General features: G+C 72.4%; 19 protein-coding genes. 4 read left to right on the top strand and 15 right to left on the bottom strand.

What is annotated here, in order from left to right; all coding sequences use genetic code 11:
• Window positions 1–146: 146 nt before the first annotated feature.
• Window positions 147–635 carry a transcriptional regulator BldD gene (bldD, locus tag AC29IT_RS19980; protein ID WP_009943043.1) on the top strand — a complete coding sequence of 163 codons (489 nt, stop codon included), beginning with the start codon at window positions 147–149 and terminating at the stop codon, window positions 633–635.
• A 144-nt stretch (window positions 636–779) separates the two neighbouring features.
• Here the strand turns inward: bldD and nusB are convergent, their stop codons facing one another.
• The 11 genes from nusB to AC29IT_RS19925 all read right to left on the bottom strand — a co-directional run bounded on the left by nusB (window position 780) and on the right by AC29IT_RS19925 (window position 10,131).
• Window positions 780–1,259, bottom strand: coding sequence for a transcription antitermination factor NusB (gene nusB / locus AC29IT_RS19975; RefSeq protein ID WP_358443533.1), 480 nt, complete (start codon window positions 1,257–1,259; stop codon window positions 780–782).
• Between the two features lie 90 nt (window positions 1,260–1,349).
• Window positions 1,350–1,916: an elongation factor P gene (efp, locus tag AC29IT_RS19970; protein ID WP_358443536.1), complete on the bottom strand. Its 567-nt coding sequence runs from the start codon at window positions 1,914–1,916 to the stop codon at window positions 1,350–1,352.
• 93 nt (window positions 1,917–2,009) lie between these two features.
• On the bottom strand, window positions 2,010–3,119 hold the full coding sequence (locus AC29IT_RS19965) for a M24 family metallopeptidase (RefSeq protein ID WP_358443539.1): 1,110 nt from the start codon (window positions 3,117–3,119) through the stop codon (window positions 2,010–2,012).
• 102 nt (window positions 3,120–3,221) lie between these two features.
• Window positions 3,222–4,721, bottom strand: coding sequence for a beta-xylosidase (locus AC29IT_RS19960; protein WP_488219749.1), 1,500 nt, complete (start codon window positions 4,719–4,721; stop codon window positions 3,222–3,224).
• A 507-nt stretch (window positions 4,722–5,228) separates the two neighbouring features.
• On the bottom strand, window positions 5,229–5,669 hold the full coding sequence (aroQ, locus tag AC29IT_RS19955) for a type II 3-dehydroquinate dehydratase (RefSeq protein WP_488219748.1): 441 nt from the start codon (window positions 5,667–5,669) through the stop codon (window positions 5,229–5,231).
• The gene (aroB, locus tag AC29IT_RS19950; RefSeq protein WP_358436214.1) at window positions 5,666–6,778 is read right to left on the bottom strand and encodes a 3-dehydroquinate synthase; all 1,113 of its coding nucleotides are present in this window, start codon (window positions 6,776–6,778) and stop codon (window positions 5,666–5,668) included. The genes aroQ and aroB overlap by 4 nt, the downstream gene beginning before the upstream one ends.
• 78 nt (window positions 6,779–6,856) lie before the next feature.
• Complete coding sequence (locus AC29IT_RS19945) at window positions 6,857–7,402, bottom strand: shikimate kinase (protein ID WP_488219747.1); 546 nt, start codon at window positions 7,400–7,402, stop codon at window positions 6,857–6,859.
• Window positions 7,402–8,607 (bottom strand): chorismate synthase, encoded by a 1,206-nt coding sequence (gene aroC, locus AC29IT_RS19940; protein WP_488219746.1) that lies wholly within the window; start codon window positions 8,605–8,607, stop codon window positions 7,402–7,404. Before aroC ends, AC29IT_RS19945 begins: the two co-directional genes overlap by 1 nt.
• A 53-nt stretch (window positions 8,608–8,660) precedes the next feature.
• On the bottom strand, window positions 8,661–9,314 hold the full coding sequence (locus AC29IT_RS19935) for a prepilin peptidase (protein WP_488219745.1): 654 nt from the start codon (window positions 9,312–9,314) through the stop codon (window positions 8,661–8,663).
• 128 nt (window positions 9,315–9,442) lie between these two features.
• On the bottom strand, window positions 9,443–9,898 hold the full coding sequence (locus tag AC29IT_RS19930) for a PTS sugar transporter subunit IIA (RefSeq protein ID WP_358436220.1): 456 nt from the start codon (window positions 9,896–9,898) through the stop codon (window positions 9,443–9,445).
• Window positions 9,895–10,131, bottom strand: a complete 237-nt coding sequence (locus AC29IT_RS19925) for a PTS sugar transporter subunit IIB (protein WP_224956593.1) — start codon at window positions 10,129–10,131, stop codon at window positions 9,895–9,897. Before AC29IT_RS19925 ends, AC29IT_RS19930 begins: the two co-directional genes overlap by 4 nt.
• 289 nt (window positions 10,132–10,420) lie before the next feature.
• Here AC29IT_RS19925 and AC29IT_RS19920 point away from each other — a divergent pair, with 289 nt between their 5' ends.
• The 3 genes from AC29IT_RS19920 to AC29IT_RS19910 are packed head-to-tail and all read left to right on the top strand — an operon-like array spanning window position 10,421 to window position 12,884.
• Window positions 10,421–11,197, top strand: coding sequence for a GntR family transcriptional regulator (locus tag AC29IT_RS19920; protein WP_488219744.1), 777 nt, complete (start codon window positions 10,421–10,423; stop codon window positions 11,195–11,197).
• Window positions 11,194–12,570 (top strand): PTS transporter subunit EIIC, encoded by a 1,377-nt coding sequence (locus AC29IT_RS19915; protein ID WP_488219743.1) that lies wholly within the window; start codon window positions 11,194–11,196, stop codon window positions 12,568–12,570. Before AC29IT_RS19920 ends, AC29IT_RS19915 begins: the two co-directional genes overlap by 4 nt.
• Before the next feature lie 44 nt (window positions 12,571–12,614).
• Complete coding sequence (locus AC29IT_RS19910; RefSeq protein WP_224956596.1) at window positions 12,615–12,884, top strand: HPr family phosphocarrier protein; 270 nt, start codon at window positions 12,615–12,617, stop codon at window positions 12,882–12,884.
• A gap of 66 nt (window positions 12,885–12,950) precedes the next feature.
• Here AC29IT_RS19910 and AC29IT_RS19905 read toward each other — a convergent pair whose 3' ends face one another.
• From AC29IT_RS19905 to ruvX, 4 genes are all read right to left on the bottom strand, one after another.
• Window positions 12,951–13,754, bottom strand: a complete 804-nt coding sequence (locus tag AC29IT_RS19905; RefSeq protein ID WP_488219742.1) for a S1 family peptidase — start codon at window positions 13,752–13,754, stop codon at window positions 12,951–12,953.
• Window positions 13,755–13,872: 118 nt separating this feature from the next.
• Window positions 13,873–14,733 carry a shikimate dehydrogenase gene (locus tag AC29IT_RS19900; RefSeq protein ID WP_358436232.1) on the bottom strand — a complete coding sequence of 287 codons (861 nt, stop codon included), beginning with the start codon at window positions 14,731–14,733 and terminating at the stop codon, window positions 13,873–13,875.
• The gene (gene mltG, locus AC29IT_RS19895) at window positions 14,720–15,937 is read right to left on the bottom strand and encodes an endolytic transglycosylase MltG (RefSeq protein WP_488219741.1); all 1,218 of its coding nucleotides are present in this window, start codon (window positions 15,935–15,937) and stop codon (window positions 14,720–14,722) included. The genes AC29IT_RS19900 and mltG overlap by 14 nt, the downstream gene beginning before the upstream one ends.
• 11 nt (window positions 15,938–15,948) lie before the next feature.
• A complete protein-coding gene (gene ruvX, locus AC29IT_RS19890) occupies window positions 15,949–16,359 on the bottom strand; it encodes a Holliday junction resolvase RuvX (protein WP_358436238.1) in 411 nt (136 codons plus the stop codon).
• Between the last annotated feature and the right edge of the window lie 8 nt (window positions 16,360–16,367).

Here is a 16,367-nt window from a genome sequence, read left to right as displayed (position 1 = left end):
TGTGTGAGTACTCGCCCTGGCGGCATAGGAAGACCAACTTGACCTAGTGACACTTGCGAGCGAACATTACTCTCCGTATCAATCTGAGCTTTCCTCCCCGGCATCCGGTCTAGGCTGACGGGGCGAATGAAACGGAGAAACGCCACATGGGCGACTACGCCAAGGCGCTGGGCGGCAAGCTCCGCGCTATCCGCCAGCAGCAGGGTCTCTCGCTGCACGGCGTCGAGCAGAAGTCAGGCGGGCGGTGGAAGGCCGTGGTCGTCGGGTCCTATGAACGTGGCGACCGAGCGGTCACCGTCCAGAAGCTCGCCGAACTGGCCGACTTCTACGGTGTTCCGGTCGCGGAGCTACTCCCGGAGGGGCGGGTTCCCTCCGGCGCCGAACCGGCCACCAAGGTCGTGATCAACCTGGAGCGGTTGCAGCAGTTGCCTGCCGAGAAGGTCGGGCCTCTCGCCCGGTACGCGGCGACCATCCAGAGCCAGCGCGGCGACTACAACGGCAAGGTGCTGTCCATCCGGACCGAGGACCTGCGATCCCTCGCCATCATCTACGACATGACCCCCGGCGAGCTGACCGAACAGCTCATCGACTGGGGCGTCCTGCCGCCCGAGGCACGACCCGCTCGGGAGGAGTGAACTCGCGAACGCGGCTGCTGCGGCCCCGCCCCGGAACCCGGGGACGGGGCCGCAGCCGTCCTGCGCTCGACCCGGGAAACCGATTTCCGGGTGCGGATACGACGAACGCGGGGACGCATCGGCGCCCCCGCGTTGGTCGGCGGATCAGTTCTGCGCGTCGGACTCGGCGCGCTCCCGCGCCGCTGCCTCGGCGGCCTCCAGGTTCCGGATCGACGTCCGCAGCCGGTCGCTGATCCCGGCGATCCGGCCCAGCACGCCGTTGACGAACCGCGGCGAGTCGTCCGTGGACAGCGCCTTCACCAGCTCCACGGCCTCGTCGATGGCGACCGCGGGCGGCACGTCCTCGCTCCACAGCAGCTCGTAGAGGCCCAGCCGCAGCACGGCCCGGTCCACCGCGGGCATCCGGCTCAACGTCCAGCCCTCGGCGTGCTCGACGAGCACGTCGTCGATGCGCTGCCGGTTGCCCGCGACGCCCTCGATGAGCGTCACCGAGTAGTCCGCGACGGGCGCGGCCTCGGGCGCGGCGAGCCGCTCGGACAGCAACGTCACCGCGTCGAGACCGCGCAGGTCGGCCTCGTACAGGACGTCCACCGCGCGTTTGCGGGCCTTGCTCCGTGAGCCCAACTCACAACTCTCTTTCCGGTGTCCCCCGCCCGGCGCGAACCGCGGCCCTGCCGGACGCGCCGACGGGGCCGCGGGCGCGGCGGGAACGAATCACTTGGTGTTGACGCGACCCAGGTAGCGACCGTCGCGCGGGTCGACCTTGACCTTGTCGCCGGTGTTCAGGAACAGCGGGACCTGGACCTCCGCGCCGGTCTCCAGCGTCGCCGGCTTGGTGCCGCCGGTGGACCGGTCGCCCTGCACACCGGGGTCGGTGTGCGAGACGGACAGCTCCACCGAGGCGGGCAGCTCCACGTACAGCGGCTCGTCGTCGTGGCGGGCGATGACCACGTTGCTGTTCTCCAGCATGTAGTTCGCCGCGTCGCCGACGACCGGGCGCGACACGGTCACCTGGTCGTAGGTGTCCTGGTCCATGAAGACGAAATCGGTGCCGTCGTCGTAGAGGTAGGTCATCTCGCGGCGGTCCACGTTCGCCGTCTCGACCTTGACCCCCGCGTTGAAGGTCTTGTCGACGACCTTCCCGGAGAGCACGTTCTTCAGCGTGGTGCGCACGAAGGCGCCGCCCTTGCCCGGCTTGACGTGCTGGAAGTTCACGACCGACCACAACTGGTTGTCGATCTTGAGCACGAGTCCGTTCTTGAGGTCGTTCGTGGATGCCACGTGTCCGGTCTCTCCATGTGATGCGGGCTGCGGTTGACAACTGAGGCGGCGTGCGGCGCCGCCGTAACGTCATCGGCCGCACGCGCACCGCGCTCAGACGGCGACGAGCTCCTTGGTCGTCAAGGTGAGGAGTTCCGGCGTGCTCGCGCGCACGGCCAGGGTGTCCTCGATGCGGACCCCGCCACGCTCCGGCACGTACACGCCGGGTTCGACGGTGACCACCATCCCCTCTCGAATCGTACCGTCCCCCCGCTGCGACAACGCCGGTGCCTCATGGATTTCGAGGCCGACGCCGTGGCCGAGGCCGTGCGGGAACCGCTCGCCGTACCCCGCGTCCTCGATCACCTTCCGGGCCGCGCCGTCCACTTCGCGCACGTCCGCGCCGGGGCGCACCGCCTCCCGCCCGGCCGCCTGCGCGGTGCGCACCAGCTCGTAGATCTCGCGCTGCCAATCGGCGGGGGAACCGAGCACCACGGTGCGGGTCATGTCCGAGTGATAGCCGTCCACCAGGGCGCCGAAGTCCATCTTCACGAAGTCGCCCGCGGCCAGCACCGCGCCGGTGGGCCGGTGGTGCGGGATCGCCGAGTGCGCGCCCGCGGCCACGATCGTCTCGAAGGACGGGCCTGCGGCGCCGTGCTCGCGCATCCGGGCCTCCAGCTCGCGGGCCACCTCCAGTTCGGTGCGGCCGGGGCGCAGGCCACCGTGCTCGATGAGGTCGGCCAGCGCCCGGTCGGCGGCCGCGCAGGCCATCCGCAGCGCGTCCACCTCGGCGGCGTCCTTGATCAGGCGGAGGTCCTCCACCAGGCCGGGCGCGCGGACGAGCTCGATCCCGGGGGCCGCGGCGGCGAGCACGTCGAGGCCGTCCACGGTGACGTGGCCGCTCTCGAAGCCGGTGCGCCGGTAGCGGGCCGGATCCTGGGCGAGGTGCTCGGCCAGCACGAGTTCGCTGGGCCGCTCGATGAGCCGTTCCAGGTCCGGGACCTGCTCGGCGGACTGGGTGCGGTAGCGGCCGTCGGTGCTGAACGCGGTGCCCCGCTCGGCGCCGGGCTCGTCGGCGGCGTGCACCACCAGCGCGGCCTGCGAACCGGTGAAGCCGGTCAGGTAGCGGATGTTGAGCAGATCGGTGACCAGGACCGCGTCCAGGTCCGCTCGGCGGAGCAGGTCGCGCAGGGCTTGGCGGCGTCGGGCGTGCGTCTCGGGCATGCGCACCAGCCTAACCAGACATCTCGCCAGGCCACGCCCGTAACGGGAAGGCGCCAGGCGGCCCTCCGGAGCCACCCGGGCCGACGGGCCGCCACCCCGAGTTCAGCGGAGGTCGCCTGCGCGAGGCAGGGCGTCCCAGGCCTGCTGGTCCAGGTCGGTCACCGGCGAGTCGTTCGCGGTCGCGCTGTCCGCCAAGATCGTCCAGGCGCGGTCGTGGTCGTCGAGCACGACCAGCTCCCCCGCCGGGGACCGCAGCACCGGCGCCCCGGCGCGGACGGTCCCCGCCACCGGCACGTCCTCCAGCGCGGGCACCCGCTCGTCGAGGACGCGGCGCACCATCGTCGCCGCCACCGAACGGCGCTCCACCCGCACCTTCCGCCCGCCGCGCACCACGTCCACCGTGCGCTCCGGCGACGGCACCCCGAACGCCTCCAGCACGTCGCGGGCACCCGCCGGGTCGGCGCAGCCGCGCACGCCGACCACGTCCAGCCCGAAGGAGCGCAGCGCCGTCGGCGCCGGATCGGGTTCGGTGGCGCGCAGCAGGTCCACCGGGACCGTGCCGCACGGGTCCGCGGTGGAGGTGGGCGCGTGCCCGTCATCGCCGCGCACCAGACCCGGCCCCTCCCGCCACGGTCCCGGCACCAGCAGCGGTGCGTACGGATGGCGGGTGAAGTCGCGGTCCCAGGAGGTGATCGTGGTGCCCTGCTCGGTCTGGTGCGCGATCAGGAACGCCTGCAGCGCGTCGCTCCACGTCCAATCCGCGCTGAACGCGTCCACCACGGACCGCCGCCGGGCCGCGTCGGTGGTGCCGGCCGGGGTGAAACCGGTGTCGTCGAGCGACTGCACCCGGTCGGTGAACTCCGGGTCCCTGGCGCGCAGCACGAACTGCCCGGCGCCGTTCCACCCGGCTCCGGAGGCGGTGGTGTCGGTGAACATCAGGTAGAACCAGCCGTCCAGGAACAGCGCCGAGGGCTGCCCGGCGCCGTAGTCGTTGGCCCGGTGCACCTCCCCCGACGGCCGCACGATCGACCTGCCGCCCGCCTCCCGCCGCCACGCGCGCCCGTCGGTGCTGCTCGCGACGCCGATGGCGTTGCCGTGCGCGTGCTCGGCGGCGGCGCCCGTGTAGTACAGGTAGTACCGGCCGCCGGTGCGCAGCACGGACGGGTCGCAGGTGTGCTTGCCGTCGAACGCGCCCGGTTCGGCGGTGAACACCGGAACCGCGGGAGCCCCGTCGGCGGTGAATTCCCGGTCCAGCCCACCGGATTCGGCGAACAGCACGTCGTCGCCGGGCGGTCCGATCCCCGGCAGCTGGCTGCACCACCAGGCCCGGTGGTGCATGCCTTCGCCGTCCGGTTCGGCGAGCACCGTCGGCGCGTAGTTGTACGGCGCCGGATCACCCCCGGAGGCCACCACGCCGTCGCTGGACCGCTCGTGCGCGGTGCGCAGGGTGCTGCTGCTCAGGCTGCGCTCGACGGGCCGGTCGAACCGGGTCGGTGGGGACGGCTGCGCGTCCGGCAGGGCGCACGCCGTGAGCAGTGCGAGCGCCGCGCCGAGCGGGACCAGCGCGCGCACCCGCCCGGACGGGCGGGATCGTTCGACCATGAGCGGAAAGAGCCTTCCCCCGTGCGATCTCCCGCCCCCGCGCGGGATTCCCGGACGACCCCGGGCCACCCCAGTTTAAGAGACGGTCTTGGCCCCCGAGCCGGATCCACCCGACTTCCCGAACCCTGGAACCGCGCCTCGTCACGTCAGCGGCGAAGCCGCTGAACAGAGACCACCCGAGCAACTCGCACCGCAGCGGGTACTCAGCGCTTTCCTCGCGAGGACAGCGATTTCGCCCGTGGCGGAGCCTCCGGAGAAATCGATCCCGCACCGAGGAAACCGCTGACCGCCCGTCTCTGAACCTGCCCAGCGGGTCGGTTTCCTGTCGGCGGCGAAGCCGCTGAGCAACGACCACCCGAGACACCGGCACCGCAGCGGGCTCTCAGCGGCTTCCTCGCGAGGACAGCGTTTTCTCATGTGGCGGAGCCACCTGTGAAAACGATCCCGCAGCGAGGAAGCCGCTGAGGTTCCGCCACCCGCCCCCTGGGCAGAACGCCCCGGGAAAAGTCAGGCGTGCGCCGTGTTCTCGTCGGCTATCCATCGGAGGGCCAGGGCATACCCGCGAACCCCCAGCCCGACGAGGACTCCGGTCGCGATGTCCGACAGGTAGCTGTGCCCGCGGAACGACTCCCGCTTGTGCACGTTCGAGATGTGCACTTCCAGCAGCGGGGCGGTCAGCTGCGCGCACGCGTCGCGCACCGCGATCGAGTAGTGCGTCCACGCCGCCGCGTTCAGCACCACCGGGGTGCCCGCGTCGGCCGCCTCGTGCAGCCAGCCGAGCATCTCGCCTTCGTGGTCGGTCTGCCGCACCTCGACGTCCAGGCCCAGCTCGGCGCCGGTGCGCTCGCACAGCGCGACCAGATCCGGGTAGGTGGTGGATCCGTAGATCGACGGCTCCCGCGTCCCCAGCCGCCCCAGGTTCGGGCCGTTGAGCACCAGGACCTTCACAGGAACACCTCCGACCCGGCCTGCTTGCGCTCGCCCCCGGTCAGCGCCGAGTAGGCGGCGGCCACCAGCGACGGGTCCGGCCCTTCCAGCCTGCCGGGCTTGGCGAGGCCGTCGAGCACCACGAACCGCAGCATCCCCGAGCGGGTCTTCTTGTCCAGCTTCATCGAGTCCAGCAGCTGGCCCAGCGCGTCCGGGTCGTAGGAGGTGGGCAGGCCGAGCAGGTCCAGCACCCGCTTGTGCCGGTCCGCGGTCTCGTCGTCGAGGCGGCCCGCCAGCCGGGACAACTCGGCGGCGAACACGAGGCCCACGCTGACCGCGGCGCCGTGGCGCCACCGGTAGCGCTCCCGGCGCTCGATGGCGTGCGCCAGCGTGTGGCCGTAGTTGAGGATCTCCCGCTGGTGCGACTCGCGGAGGTCCGCGGCGACCACGTCGGCCTTCACCTGGATGCTGCGGCGCACCAGTTCGCCGAGCACGTCGCCCGTCGGGTCCAGCGCCGCGTCCGGGTCCTGCTCGATCAGTTCGAGGATGCGCGGGTCGGCGATGAAGCCGGTCTTGACGACCTCCGCCATGCCCGCGATGAGTTCGTTGCGCGGCAGGCTCTCCAGCGTCGCCAGGTCCACCAGCACCGCGGTCGGTTCGTGGAACAGGCCGACGAGGTTCTTGCCCGCTTCGGTGTTGATGCCGGTCTTGCCGCCGACCGCGGCGTCGACCATGCCGAGCAGCGTCGTCGGCACGTGCACCACGCGCACGCCGCGCATCCAGGTGGCGGCGATGAAGCCGGCCACGTCGGTGACGGCACCGCCGCCGAAGGACACGACGACGCCGCCGCGGTCCATGCCGATCTTGCCGAGGACCTCCCAGCAGAACCCGGCCACGGCGAGGCTCTTGCCCTCTTCGGCGTCGGGGATCTCGACCCGGTGCGCGTCGATGCCCGCGTCGGCGAGCTCCTCGCGCACGGCTTCGACGGTCGTGGTGATGCTCGGCTGGTGCAGCAGCGCCACCACCGAGGTCCCGCTCAGCAGCTCGACGAGGTCGCCGAGCAGGCCCCGGCCGACGACCACGTCGTAGGGCTGCTCGGATCCGACCGTGATGCGCACCGGCTCGGGCATCGTTCTCCACTCATTCAGTCGCGGCTCGGCAACCGCCGCCGGGACGTCGAGCGCCCCGCGGCGTTCTCCCACGATTATTCACGCATCGGCGACGGGGGTGGTGCCGCCGGGGCGGATCTCGGCCAGCTTCCCGGCGACCAGTTCGACCAGGCGCCACGGTTCGAGGCCGTCGGTGGGCTGCTCCACGTCGGCAGCCTCCCGGTACAGCGGGAGCCGCGCGTCCAGCAGCGCCTTGAACGTGGCGCGCGGGTTCACCCCGGCCAGCAGCGGACGGGAGGTCTGGGCCAGGCCGGTGCGGCGGGCGCCTTCGGCGAGGCCCACGGTCAGGAACACCACCGGGTGGTCGGCGAGCAGCTTCCGGGTGCGCTCGGAGATCACCGCACCGCCGCCGAGCGAGAGCACGCCGGGGTGCTCGTCGAGCGCGGTGGCCACGGCCTGCTCCTCCAGCGCGCGGAATGCCGGTTCGCCGTCGGTGGTGAAGATGTCCGGGATCGGTTTGCCCGCCAGCCGCACCACGTCGTCGTCGGTGTCGCGGAACGCCACGCCGAGGTGGTCGGCGAGCAGCCTGCCCACCGTCGTCTTGCCCGACCCGGGCGGGCCGATCACGACGGCGCGCGGCGACATCAGCGCACCTGCCGCTTCTCGGCGCGTTCGGCCAGGGCGGCGAGGTAGCCCTCGACGTTGCGGCGGGTCTCCGGCAGCGAGTCGCCGCCGAACTTCTCCAGCACCGCTTCGGCGAGCACCAGCGCGACCATCGTCTCGGCGACGACGGCGGCCCGGGGCACGGCGGTGATGTCGGAGCGCTGGTGCATGGCCTGCGCCGGTTCGCCGGTGTCGGTGTCCACGGTCGCCAGCGCGCGGGGCAGGCTGGAGATCGGCTTCTTCGCGGCGCGCACCACGAGCGGTTCGCCGTTGGTGATGCCGCCTTCGAGACCGCCCGCGCGGTTGCTGCCGCGGCTGACCCAGCGGGCGCCGTCGGCCGGGTAGATCTCGTCGTGCGCGGCGCTGCCCCGGCGGGTGGCGTTGGCGAACGCCTCGCCGATCTCGACGCCCTTGACCGCCTGGATGCTCATCAGCGCACCGGCGAGCCGGGCGTCGAGCTTGCGGTCCCAGTGCACGTGCGAGCCGATGCCCGCGGGCAGGCCGTAGGCGATGACCTCGACGACGCCGCCGAGGGTGTCGCCGTCGGCCTTGGCCGCGTCGACCTCGGCCATCATCCGCTCGGTCGCGTCGTCGCCGAAGGCTCGCACCGGGTTCTCGTCGATGGCGGCGAGGTCGTCCGGGCCGGGCAGCGCTTCGCCCGCGACGCTGACGGAGCCGAGGCTCACCACGTGGCTGACGATCTCGACGCCGAGGAGCTGCTGCAGGAACCGGCGCGCGACGGTGCCCGCGACGACGCGGGCCGCGGTCTCGCGGGCGCTGGCGCGCTCGAGCACGGGCCGCGATTCCTCGAAGCCGTACTTCTGCATGCCGGGCAGGTCGGCGTGGCCGGGCCGCGGCCGGGTCAGCGGCTCGTTCCGGGCGAGCCCGGAGAGCACGTCCTCGTCGACCGGGTCGGCGGACATCACCTGTTCCCACTTGGGCCATTCGGTGTTGCCGATGCGGACGGCGACGGGGCCGCCCTGGGTGCGCCCGTGGCGGACCCCGCCGATGATCTCCAGCTCGTCGGATTCGAAGTTCATCCGCGGGCTGCGGCCGAAGCCGAGCTTGCGCCGCTCCAGCTGGGTCGCGATGTCGGCGGTGGTCACCTCCACTCCGGCGACCATGCCTTCCAGCACCGCCACCAGGGCGGGACCGTGCGATTCTCCGGCTGTCATCCAACGCAACACACCGAAATCCTGCCACGCAACGCCGCAGGCCGGGCGGGCCGGGTGCGGATCGGTCAACCGCTTCCGGGAACCGGGCCCACCGCCGTGACCAGCCAGGCGGGCAGCAGCATCGCCGGGCCGTGCGGCACCGCGCGCCGCCGCGCCGCGCACGCGTGCAGCACGGTGAGCACCGCGCTCACCAGCACGCATCCGAGGACAGCGGGCACCGACACCGCGCCGACCAGCGCGCCGAGCGGCCCGGCCAGCTTCACGTCGCCCGGTCCCAGCGCGGGCGGCGAGAGCATCCGCACCAGCCCGTAGCAGCCGGCGAACAGCGCGGCGCCGAGGAAACTCGAGACCAGCATCACGGCATCCGCCGCGGCACCGGCGGCCCCGGCCACCGCGGTGAACGCCAGCGGCCAGGCGGGCAGGGTGAGCGCGTCCGGGAGCCGGTGCGCGCGCAGGTCGCAGGCCGCGAGCAGCACTCCGGCCCAGCCCAGCAGCAACGGCACCGGTGCCCACCACACCGGTAACGCCCCGGCCACCGCCCGGGCGGCGACCGGCGCCCACAGCAGCGCGGTGCCCGCGGCGCAGCACCACCGCGGCACCGCTATCCCGATGCGCGCGGTGCGCAGCAGCGCGCGGCCGGCCCGGCCGGCCACCGCGCCGAGCGCCCCGGCCGCGAAGGCGGTGCCGATGAGGTGGGCGAACCCGCTCGTCAGATCCATGCGCCCAGCGTCGCGCCCGGACGCGGAGAGCCCCGTGCCGACATTCCCCGGCGTGTCGGCGTCCCCCACGACCGGACACGAAAGAGCGGCCCGCCGCACCGCTCGCGGGCCGCTCTCCGACGCGGACCTCAGCCTTCGACGGTGAACAACGGGTCCCCCGCGGCGACCTCGCCGTCCTCGCGGAGGTCGTGCAGCGCCTCGGCGGTGAGGTCCAGCGCGATCACCGGGCACACCGCGGAGTACCCGGCCGCCTCCACCACCGACGGGTCCCAGGACACGACGGGCGCGCCCGCTTCGACGGTGTCGCCCTTGGCGACGTGCAGGGTGAACCCCTCGCCCTTGAGCTGGACCGTGTCGATGCCCAGGTGCACCAGCACCGCGGTGCCGCCCGGGGAGGCGACCACGAACGCGTGCGGGTGCAGCGTGGCGACCGTCCCGGCGATCGGCGCGACCGCGTCCGCGGGCCCGGCCGCGGGCTTCACCGCCACGCCGGGACCGACCATGGCCTGCGAGAACACCGGGTCCGGCACGTCGGTGAGCGCGGCGGCCAACCCGGTCACGGGGCTCCGCACCTCGACGCTCACAGCAGGTCCTCGATGTCCCCGGCCAGCGTGTCCGCCTCCGGTCCGACGACGACCTGGACGACGGTGCCCTGCCGCAGCACCCCGTGCGCGCCCGCCGCCTTCAGCGCGGCCTCGTCCACGCGCGACTCGTCGCCGACCTCGCAGCGCAGGCGCGTGATGCACGGTTCGATCTCCACCACGTTGTCCCCGCCGCCCAGCGCGGCCAGGATCGCGGCGGCCTTGTTCTGAGCCACCCGAAGCTCCCTTCGTCTCCCGGCGGTCTACGTCCGTCCGGTGCGCGTTCGTCGTCCGGGAAGGGTCCCGCACTTGGTCGATCTTGCGTTACCGAGTGTCGAAGCGGCAACAAAAACAGCCCCGTCTTGACACCCATCCGTGTGAGACAGCATTCTTCCGCAGCAACTGGTTTAGACCGGACAGTACCAATGATCCCGATCACGGCGGAGCGGTTCCCGCCGGATCGATCCGGATCGATCCGGCCGACACCGCGATCCGGCCGAGAAGGCCCTGATCAGGGAGGGCGTCGTGGCCCAGCGCAGCACAGCGGACGCGCTGCTCGACGGACCCACGCCCAAGCACGCCCAGCTGCGCGAGATCCTCCGCGAACTGGCCACCGCGCAGCTGCCGCCGGGCGCCGCGCTGCCCTCCGAACGGGACCTCACGCTGAGCTACGGCGTCTCCCGGCTGACAGTGCGCGAGGCCATCGGCCAGCTCGTGTCCGAAGGCCTGCTGGTGCGGGTCCGCGGCAAGGGCACCTTCACCGCGCGGCCCCGCGTCGACGTCCGGCTGGACCTGGCCTCGTTCACCGAGGACATGCGCCGCCGCGGCCTGCGGGCGGAGACCGAGGTGCTCGGCCACGCCGAACTGCCGCCGCCCCCGGACACCGCCGAAGCGCTCGGCCTCGAACCGGGCGCCCCCGCCTACTGGCTGACCCGGCTGCGCAAGGCCGACGGGGCGCCGCTGGCCGTGGAGCGCGGCTGGTTCCACCCGGCGGCGGCGCCGGGCCTGCTCGGCCGCGACCTCACCGAATCGATGTACTCGCTGCTGGAGCGGCACTACGGCGTCCGGCTGGAGCACGCGATGCAGACGGTGCTGGCCGAGAGCGCCGACGCGGAGACCGCCCGGCTGTTGCGGGTGCAGCCCGGCAGCCCGCTGCTCGTGTTCCGCCGGATCTCGACTTCCCGCGAAGTCCCGGTCGAGGACATGCGTTCCTGGTACCGAGGGGACGCGTACCAAGTGACGATGCCCCTGCGAACTCAGGCCGGAAGCACCGGCCGTCCACCCGAGGAGGTAGCCCCATGACCGTCGGCTCAGCGAGCGGCGGCGCGAGCTCGAAGGGCTTCGCGCTGCTGCAACGGCTCGGCCGGAGCCTGATGCTGCCGATCGCGGTGCTGCCCGCCGCGGCGCTGCTGCAGCGGCTCGGCCAGGAGGACCTGCTGGGCAGCGTCCCCGGCCTGCAGACCGCCGCCGGAGTGATCGGCGCGGCCGGCGGTGCGCTGTTCGACAACCTGCCGCTGCTGTTCGCGATCGGTGTCGCGATCGGCTTCGCCCGCAAGGCGGACGGCACCACCGCGCTGTCGGCGGCCGTCGGCTACCTGGTGCTGGCCGGCGTGATGTGGGAGATCACCGGGCAGGAGGCCGGGACCTCGTACAACAAGGGGCCGTACGGCGTGCTCGGCGGCATCATCGCCGGTCTCGTCGCGGCCTGGCTGTGGCAGCGCTACCACCGGATCAAGCTGCCCGACTACCTCGGGTTCTTCGGCGGACGCCGGTTCGTGCCGATCGTGACCGCGGTGTCCATGCTGGTGATCGGCACCGTGCTGGGCCTGCTGTACCCGCTGTTCGACGCGGGGCTGACCGCGTTCAGCGACGTGGTGACCGCGAACGCCGTGCTCGGCGGCGGCATCTACGGCCTGATCAACCGGCTGCTGCTGCCGTTCGGGCTGCACCACATCCCGAACAACGTGGTGTGGTTCCTGTTCGGCGACTACCACGGCCAGAAGGGCGACATCGCCCGGTTCTTCGAGGGCGACCCGACCGCGGGCACCTTCCAGACCGGCTTCTTCCCGATCTTCATGTTCGCGCTGCCCGCCGCCGCGCTGGCGATCTGGCGCAGCGCGCCGCCCGCGCAGCGCAAGGTCGTCGGCGGCGTGATGCTCTCGGTGGGGCTCACCTCGTTCCTCACCGGCATCACCGAGCCGCTGGAGTTCTCGTTCATCTTCGTGGCCTGGCCGCTGCTGCTGATCCACGCCGTGCTCACCGGCACCTCGCACATGCTGGTGAACTACCTGGACATCCACTCCGGCTTCGGGTTCTCCGCGGGTGCGATCGACTACGTGCTGAACTTCGGCATCTCGCAGCGGTCGCTGTGGCTGATCCCGATCGGCCTGGTCTACGCGGTGATCTACTACTTCGTGTTCCGGTTCGTGATCACGAAGTGGAACCTGCGAACCCCGGGACGGGAGGATGCGGGCGAAGGCTCGGCGCTGCTGGACGAAGGCCAGGGCGGTACCGAGAAGCCCGCAGCGGCCCCGGCCGCCCCAGCGGCCGGAACCGGAACCGCGGAATCCGGGGAGAACACCAGCACCACCACGACGACCATGTCCACTGACACCCCGGCCGAGGGCGGCGCCGACGCGACGTCCGCCGGCGGCGAGGACACCGGCAAGTCCTGAGCCGCGACCCGGCTCCAGCACCTCCACCAGGAAAGGGGAACCCCATGCCCGAGCGACGGGTGACCGTGGCCAGCAAGGTCGGCCTGCACGCGCGCCCCGCCGCGCTGGTCGCCAAGGCGGCCGCGGCCCAGACCGTGCAGATCACCATCCGCAAGTCCGACACCGAGCCCGTCCAGGCGGGCAGCATCCTCGGGCTGATGACGCTCGGTGCCGGTCACGGCGACGAGGTCGTCCTCGCCGCCGAGGGCGATGGGGCGGACGCGGCTCTGGACCAGCTCGCGGAGCTCGTCGGATCGGATCTCGACGCGCAGTGACGCCGTGCTGAAGCGGGGGTGGTGCCGGTCCGGCACCACCCCCGCCGTCGTTCCGGCTCGCGGCGATCAGACCGCGTTCTGCTCGATCCAGTCCGCGTGCGCGGTCAGGTCGGTCCAGATCCCGGTGCCGGTGCCGCAGATCGGGCTCTCGTCGCCGTCGCGGCTGGTCGCCCCGATCAGCTCCCAGCGCCCGGGCTCCCCGGTCAGCTGCGGTCCGCCGGAGTCGCCGTTGCACCCCTGAGCGCCTTCAGTGGGGCTGTCGGTGCACAGCTCGGTGGCGTCGTCGATGCCGCTGGTGCACCGGTCGGCCGGGACGAGCTCGGTGTCCAGCTCCTGCAGCGTCGTCGGCAGCTCCGGGCACTGCTCCCGGTCGTCGCAGGTGACGCCCCAGCCGATGATCCGGGTCGCGTCGCCGGGCGCACCGGAGTCGGCGGCCAGCGCGATCGGCTGCTGCTCCACGGCCCGGTCCAGCTTCACCAGCGCCACGTCGTTCCCGGGCTGCTCCCCGGCGTAGCCGGGGTGCACGATCAGCTCCGACACTCCCACCAGGGTTCCGCCGGTGCTGTTGTCCCCGCTGCCGACCCGCGCCTGGACGTCGCCCGGCTGCTGCCCGGCGGCGCAGTGCGCGGCGGTCACCACCCAGTCCGGGCGGATCAGCGAACCGCCGCAGAAGTGGCCGCCGTTCCCGGTGAGCTGCAGCGACACCATGAACGGGTACTGCTCGGTGGCGTCGTGCCCGCCGACGATCATCGGTTCCATCTCGGGTTGGGCCGCGGCCGAGGCCACCGGCGCCGCCGCGAGCGTGATCGCCCCCAGCACCCCCAGCAGCACTGCTCGTCCGTCCCGGGTCCGGCGGGTGGATCGGGTCATCGCTCGCTCCTCGTTCGGTGATCTCCTGCGAGAGCGAGGCTAGGGAAGTCCCCGCATCGGCGGATCAGCCGAACGGACGGGACGATCTCGTCCTTCCAGCCAGAGGGAGGCCGCGGGATCAGAGCGGGAGGGCCAGTTCTCCGCCGGTGGCCGCCAGCAACGCGTCGCGCATCGCCGCACGCGGAGCAGGCCTGCCGGTGAACTGCTCGACCTGGCCGAACGCCTGGTGCAGCAGCATGTCCAGCCCGGTCGCCAGCCGCCCGCCCGCGGCGGACACCGCGTCGGCCAGCGGAGTCGGCCACGGGTGGTAGATCACGTCGAGCACGCAGGCCGCCCGCGCCAGCTCCGGGGCGTGCGCGTCGGCGGCACCCGCGGGCAACGTGGACACCAGGACGTCCACTTCGGACGCCGCAGCGCCCAGGTCCAGCGCGTCCAGCCGTTCGACCGAGACCCGCAGTCCCACCTGCTCCGCGGTCAGCACCACGTCCCGCGCCCGGGCGGGCTCGCGCACCGCCACGGTCAGCTCCGCGAGGCCCAGCTCCGCGAACGCGGCGACCGCGGCGGCGGCCGTGCCGCCCGCGCCGAGCAGCAGCGCCCGGTGGCCGCCGGTGAAGCCACCCGCGGCCCGCAGCGCGCCGGTCACGCCGTCCACGTCGGTGCAGTCCGCCGCCCACTCCCCCGATCCGAGCCGGGTCAGGGTGTTCGCCACGCCCACCGCGGCGGCCCGGTCGGTGACCTCCTTCGCCAGGCGCAGCGCGGCGCGCTTGCCCGGCATGGTCACCGACAGGCCCGCCCACTCCGGTCCGAGGGACCCGACGAGCTCGACGAGCCCGTCGGCGTCCCGGTCGAACCGCTCGTAGCTCCAGCCGGTCAGGCCCAGCTCGCGGTAGGCCGCGGTGTGCAGCACCGGCGACAAGGAGTGCCCGATCGGCGAACCGACCACGGCGGCCTTGCGCCCCGCAGGATCAGAACGCGCCACGTTGCTGCGCCTCGACGATGTAGCGGTCGTGCTCGGCCATCGTGGTGGCGAAGCAGGACGTGCCGTCCGGGAAGCACTTCACGAAGTACACCCAGGTGCCGTCGGCCGGCTTCTCCGCCGCGGCCACGGCGGCCGTGCTCACCGTGGAGATCGGCGTCGGCGGCAGGCCGTAGTTCTGGTAGCTGTTGTACGGCCCTTCCCGCTGGCGGTCCTCCGGCTTGGTCAGCAGCGTCGGCTTGTCCAGCGGGTAGTTGATCGTCGAGTCGAACTGCAGCCGCATCTGCGGATCGGTGGTGCGGTTGTAGATCACTCGGGAGACCTTGTCGAAGTCCCGCTCGATGCCTTCGCTCTGCACCAGCGAGGCGATCGTGAGCAGCTCGTACGGGGAGCGCCCGGTGCCGTCGGCGGCCTGCGGCAGACCCGCGGCCTCCAGCAGCGCCGCGGACTTCGTCACCACCTGGCGCAGCACCTCCTGGGGCGGCTCGCCGGGCTTCACGTCGTAGATGCCGGGCATGATCAGCCCTTCGAGCCGCCGTTCCGGCTCTGCCTTCGACGCGCCTTCGATCGCCCAGTCCGGCACGCCCAGCGTGGCGAGGTCGGCGGTGCCCGCGGCCTCGTGCATCTGCTCGGAGGTGGTGCACTTGCTCTCGTCACCGGTGCAGGTCGCTTCGGCGAGCTTGGTGAGGATGCCCGGCGTCTTGCCGCCGTCGGGGCTCTGCTGGTCCTCCAGCCGCTGTCCGCCGCGCACCTCGATGCGGCCGGTCTTGGCCTCCGGCGACAGGATGTAGCTGACCGCAGCCGCGCCGGACATCTTCGACTTCATCAGGTAGAAGCCCGGCTGGATGCTGTTGATCTGGTTGTTGTCCTGCGCCGCCTTGGTGAACGCGGTGGAGGAGGCCACCACGTCCGCCTTGGACAGGGTCTGGCCGATGGCGCTGACGGTGTCGCCGGAGGAGACCTCCACGATCACCTCACCGGTGCCCTCGCCCTGGTAGTCGTCGTAGGACCCGATCTGGAGTATCTGCATGGCGCCGTACACCACGCCCCCGCCCACCAGCAGCAGGACGAGGAGTCCGGCCAGGGCGGTCACCGAACCGCGTCGCTTCCGGCGGCGCAGTTCGGCCCGCTGCTCGCGGACCTCCCTGCGGCTGCGCCGTGGCGGCTCGCCCGCGTCGTCCGCGAACAGGCCGAGATCGTCGCTCACGAAAGGTCCTCTCAGGTGGTCTGCGACCGGGCGTCAAGCCATGCCTGCAAGATCTCCACTGCGGCGGCCTGGTCGACCACGGCGCGTTGTCGCTTGCCGCGAACCCCCCGTTGGGAGAGCATGCGGCTCGCCGTGACCGTGGTCAACCGTTCGTCGTGAAAGCGCACCGGGATCGGATCGATCCTGGTGGCCAGTGCTTCGGCGTACGCGTGGGCGGACTCGGCGGCACTGCCGTGCCTGCCCGCGAGCGTCTTCGGCAGGCCGACCACGACTTCGACCGCCTCGTGCTCGGCGACCAAGCGGGTCAATTCCACCAGGTCGCTCTCCGCGTCCACATCTCGCCGGAGCGTGACGAGCGGGGTCGCCAGCATCGGTGCCGGGTCGCTGAGCGCGATCCCGACACGCACCGCGCCGACGTCCACCCCGATCC

This window comes from Saccharopolyspora sp. MMCC62, assembly GCF_057736575.1.
This window is presented reverse-complemented; position numbering and strand designations above follow the sequence as displayed.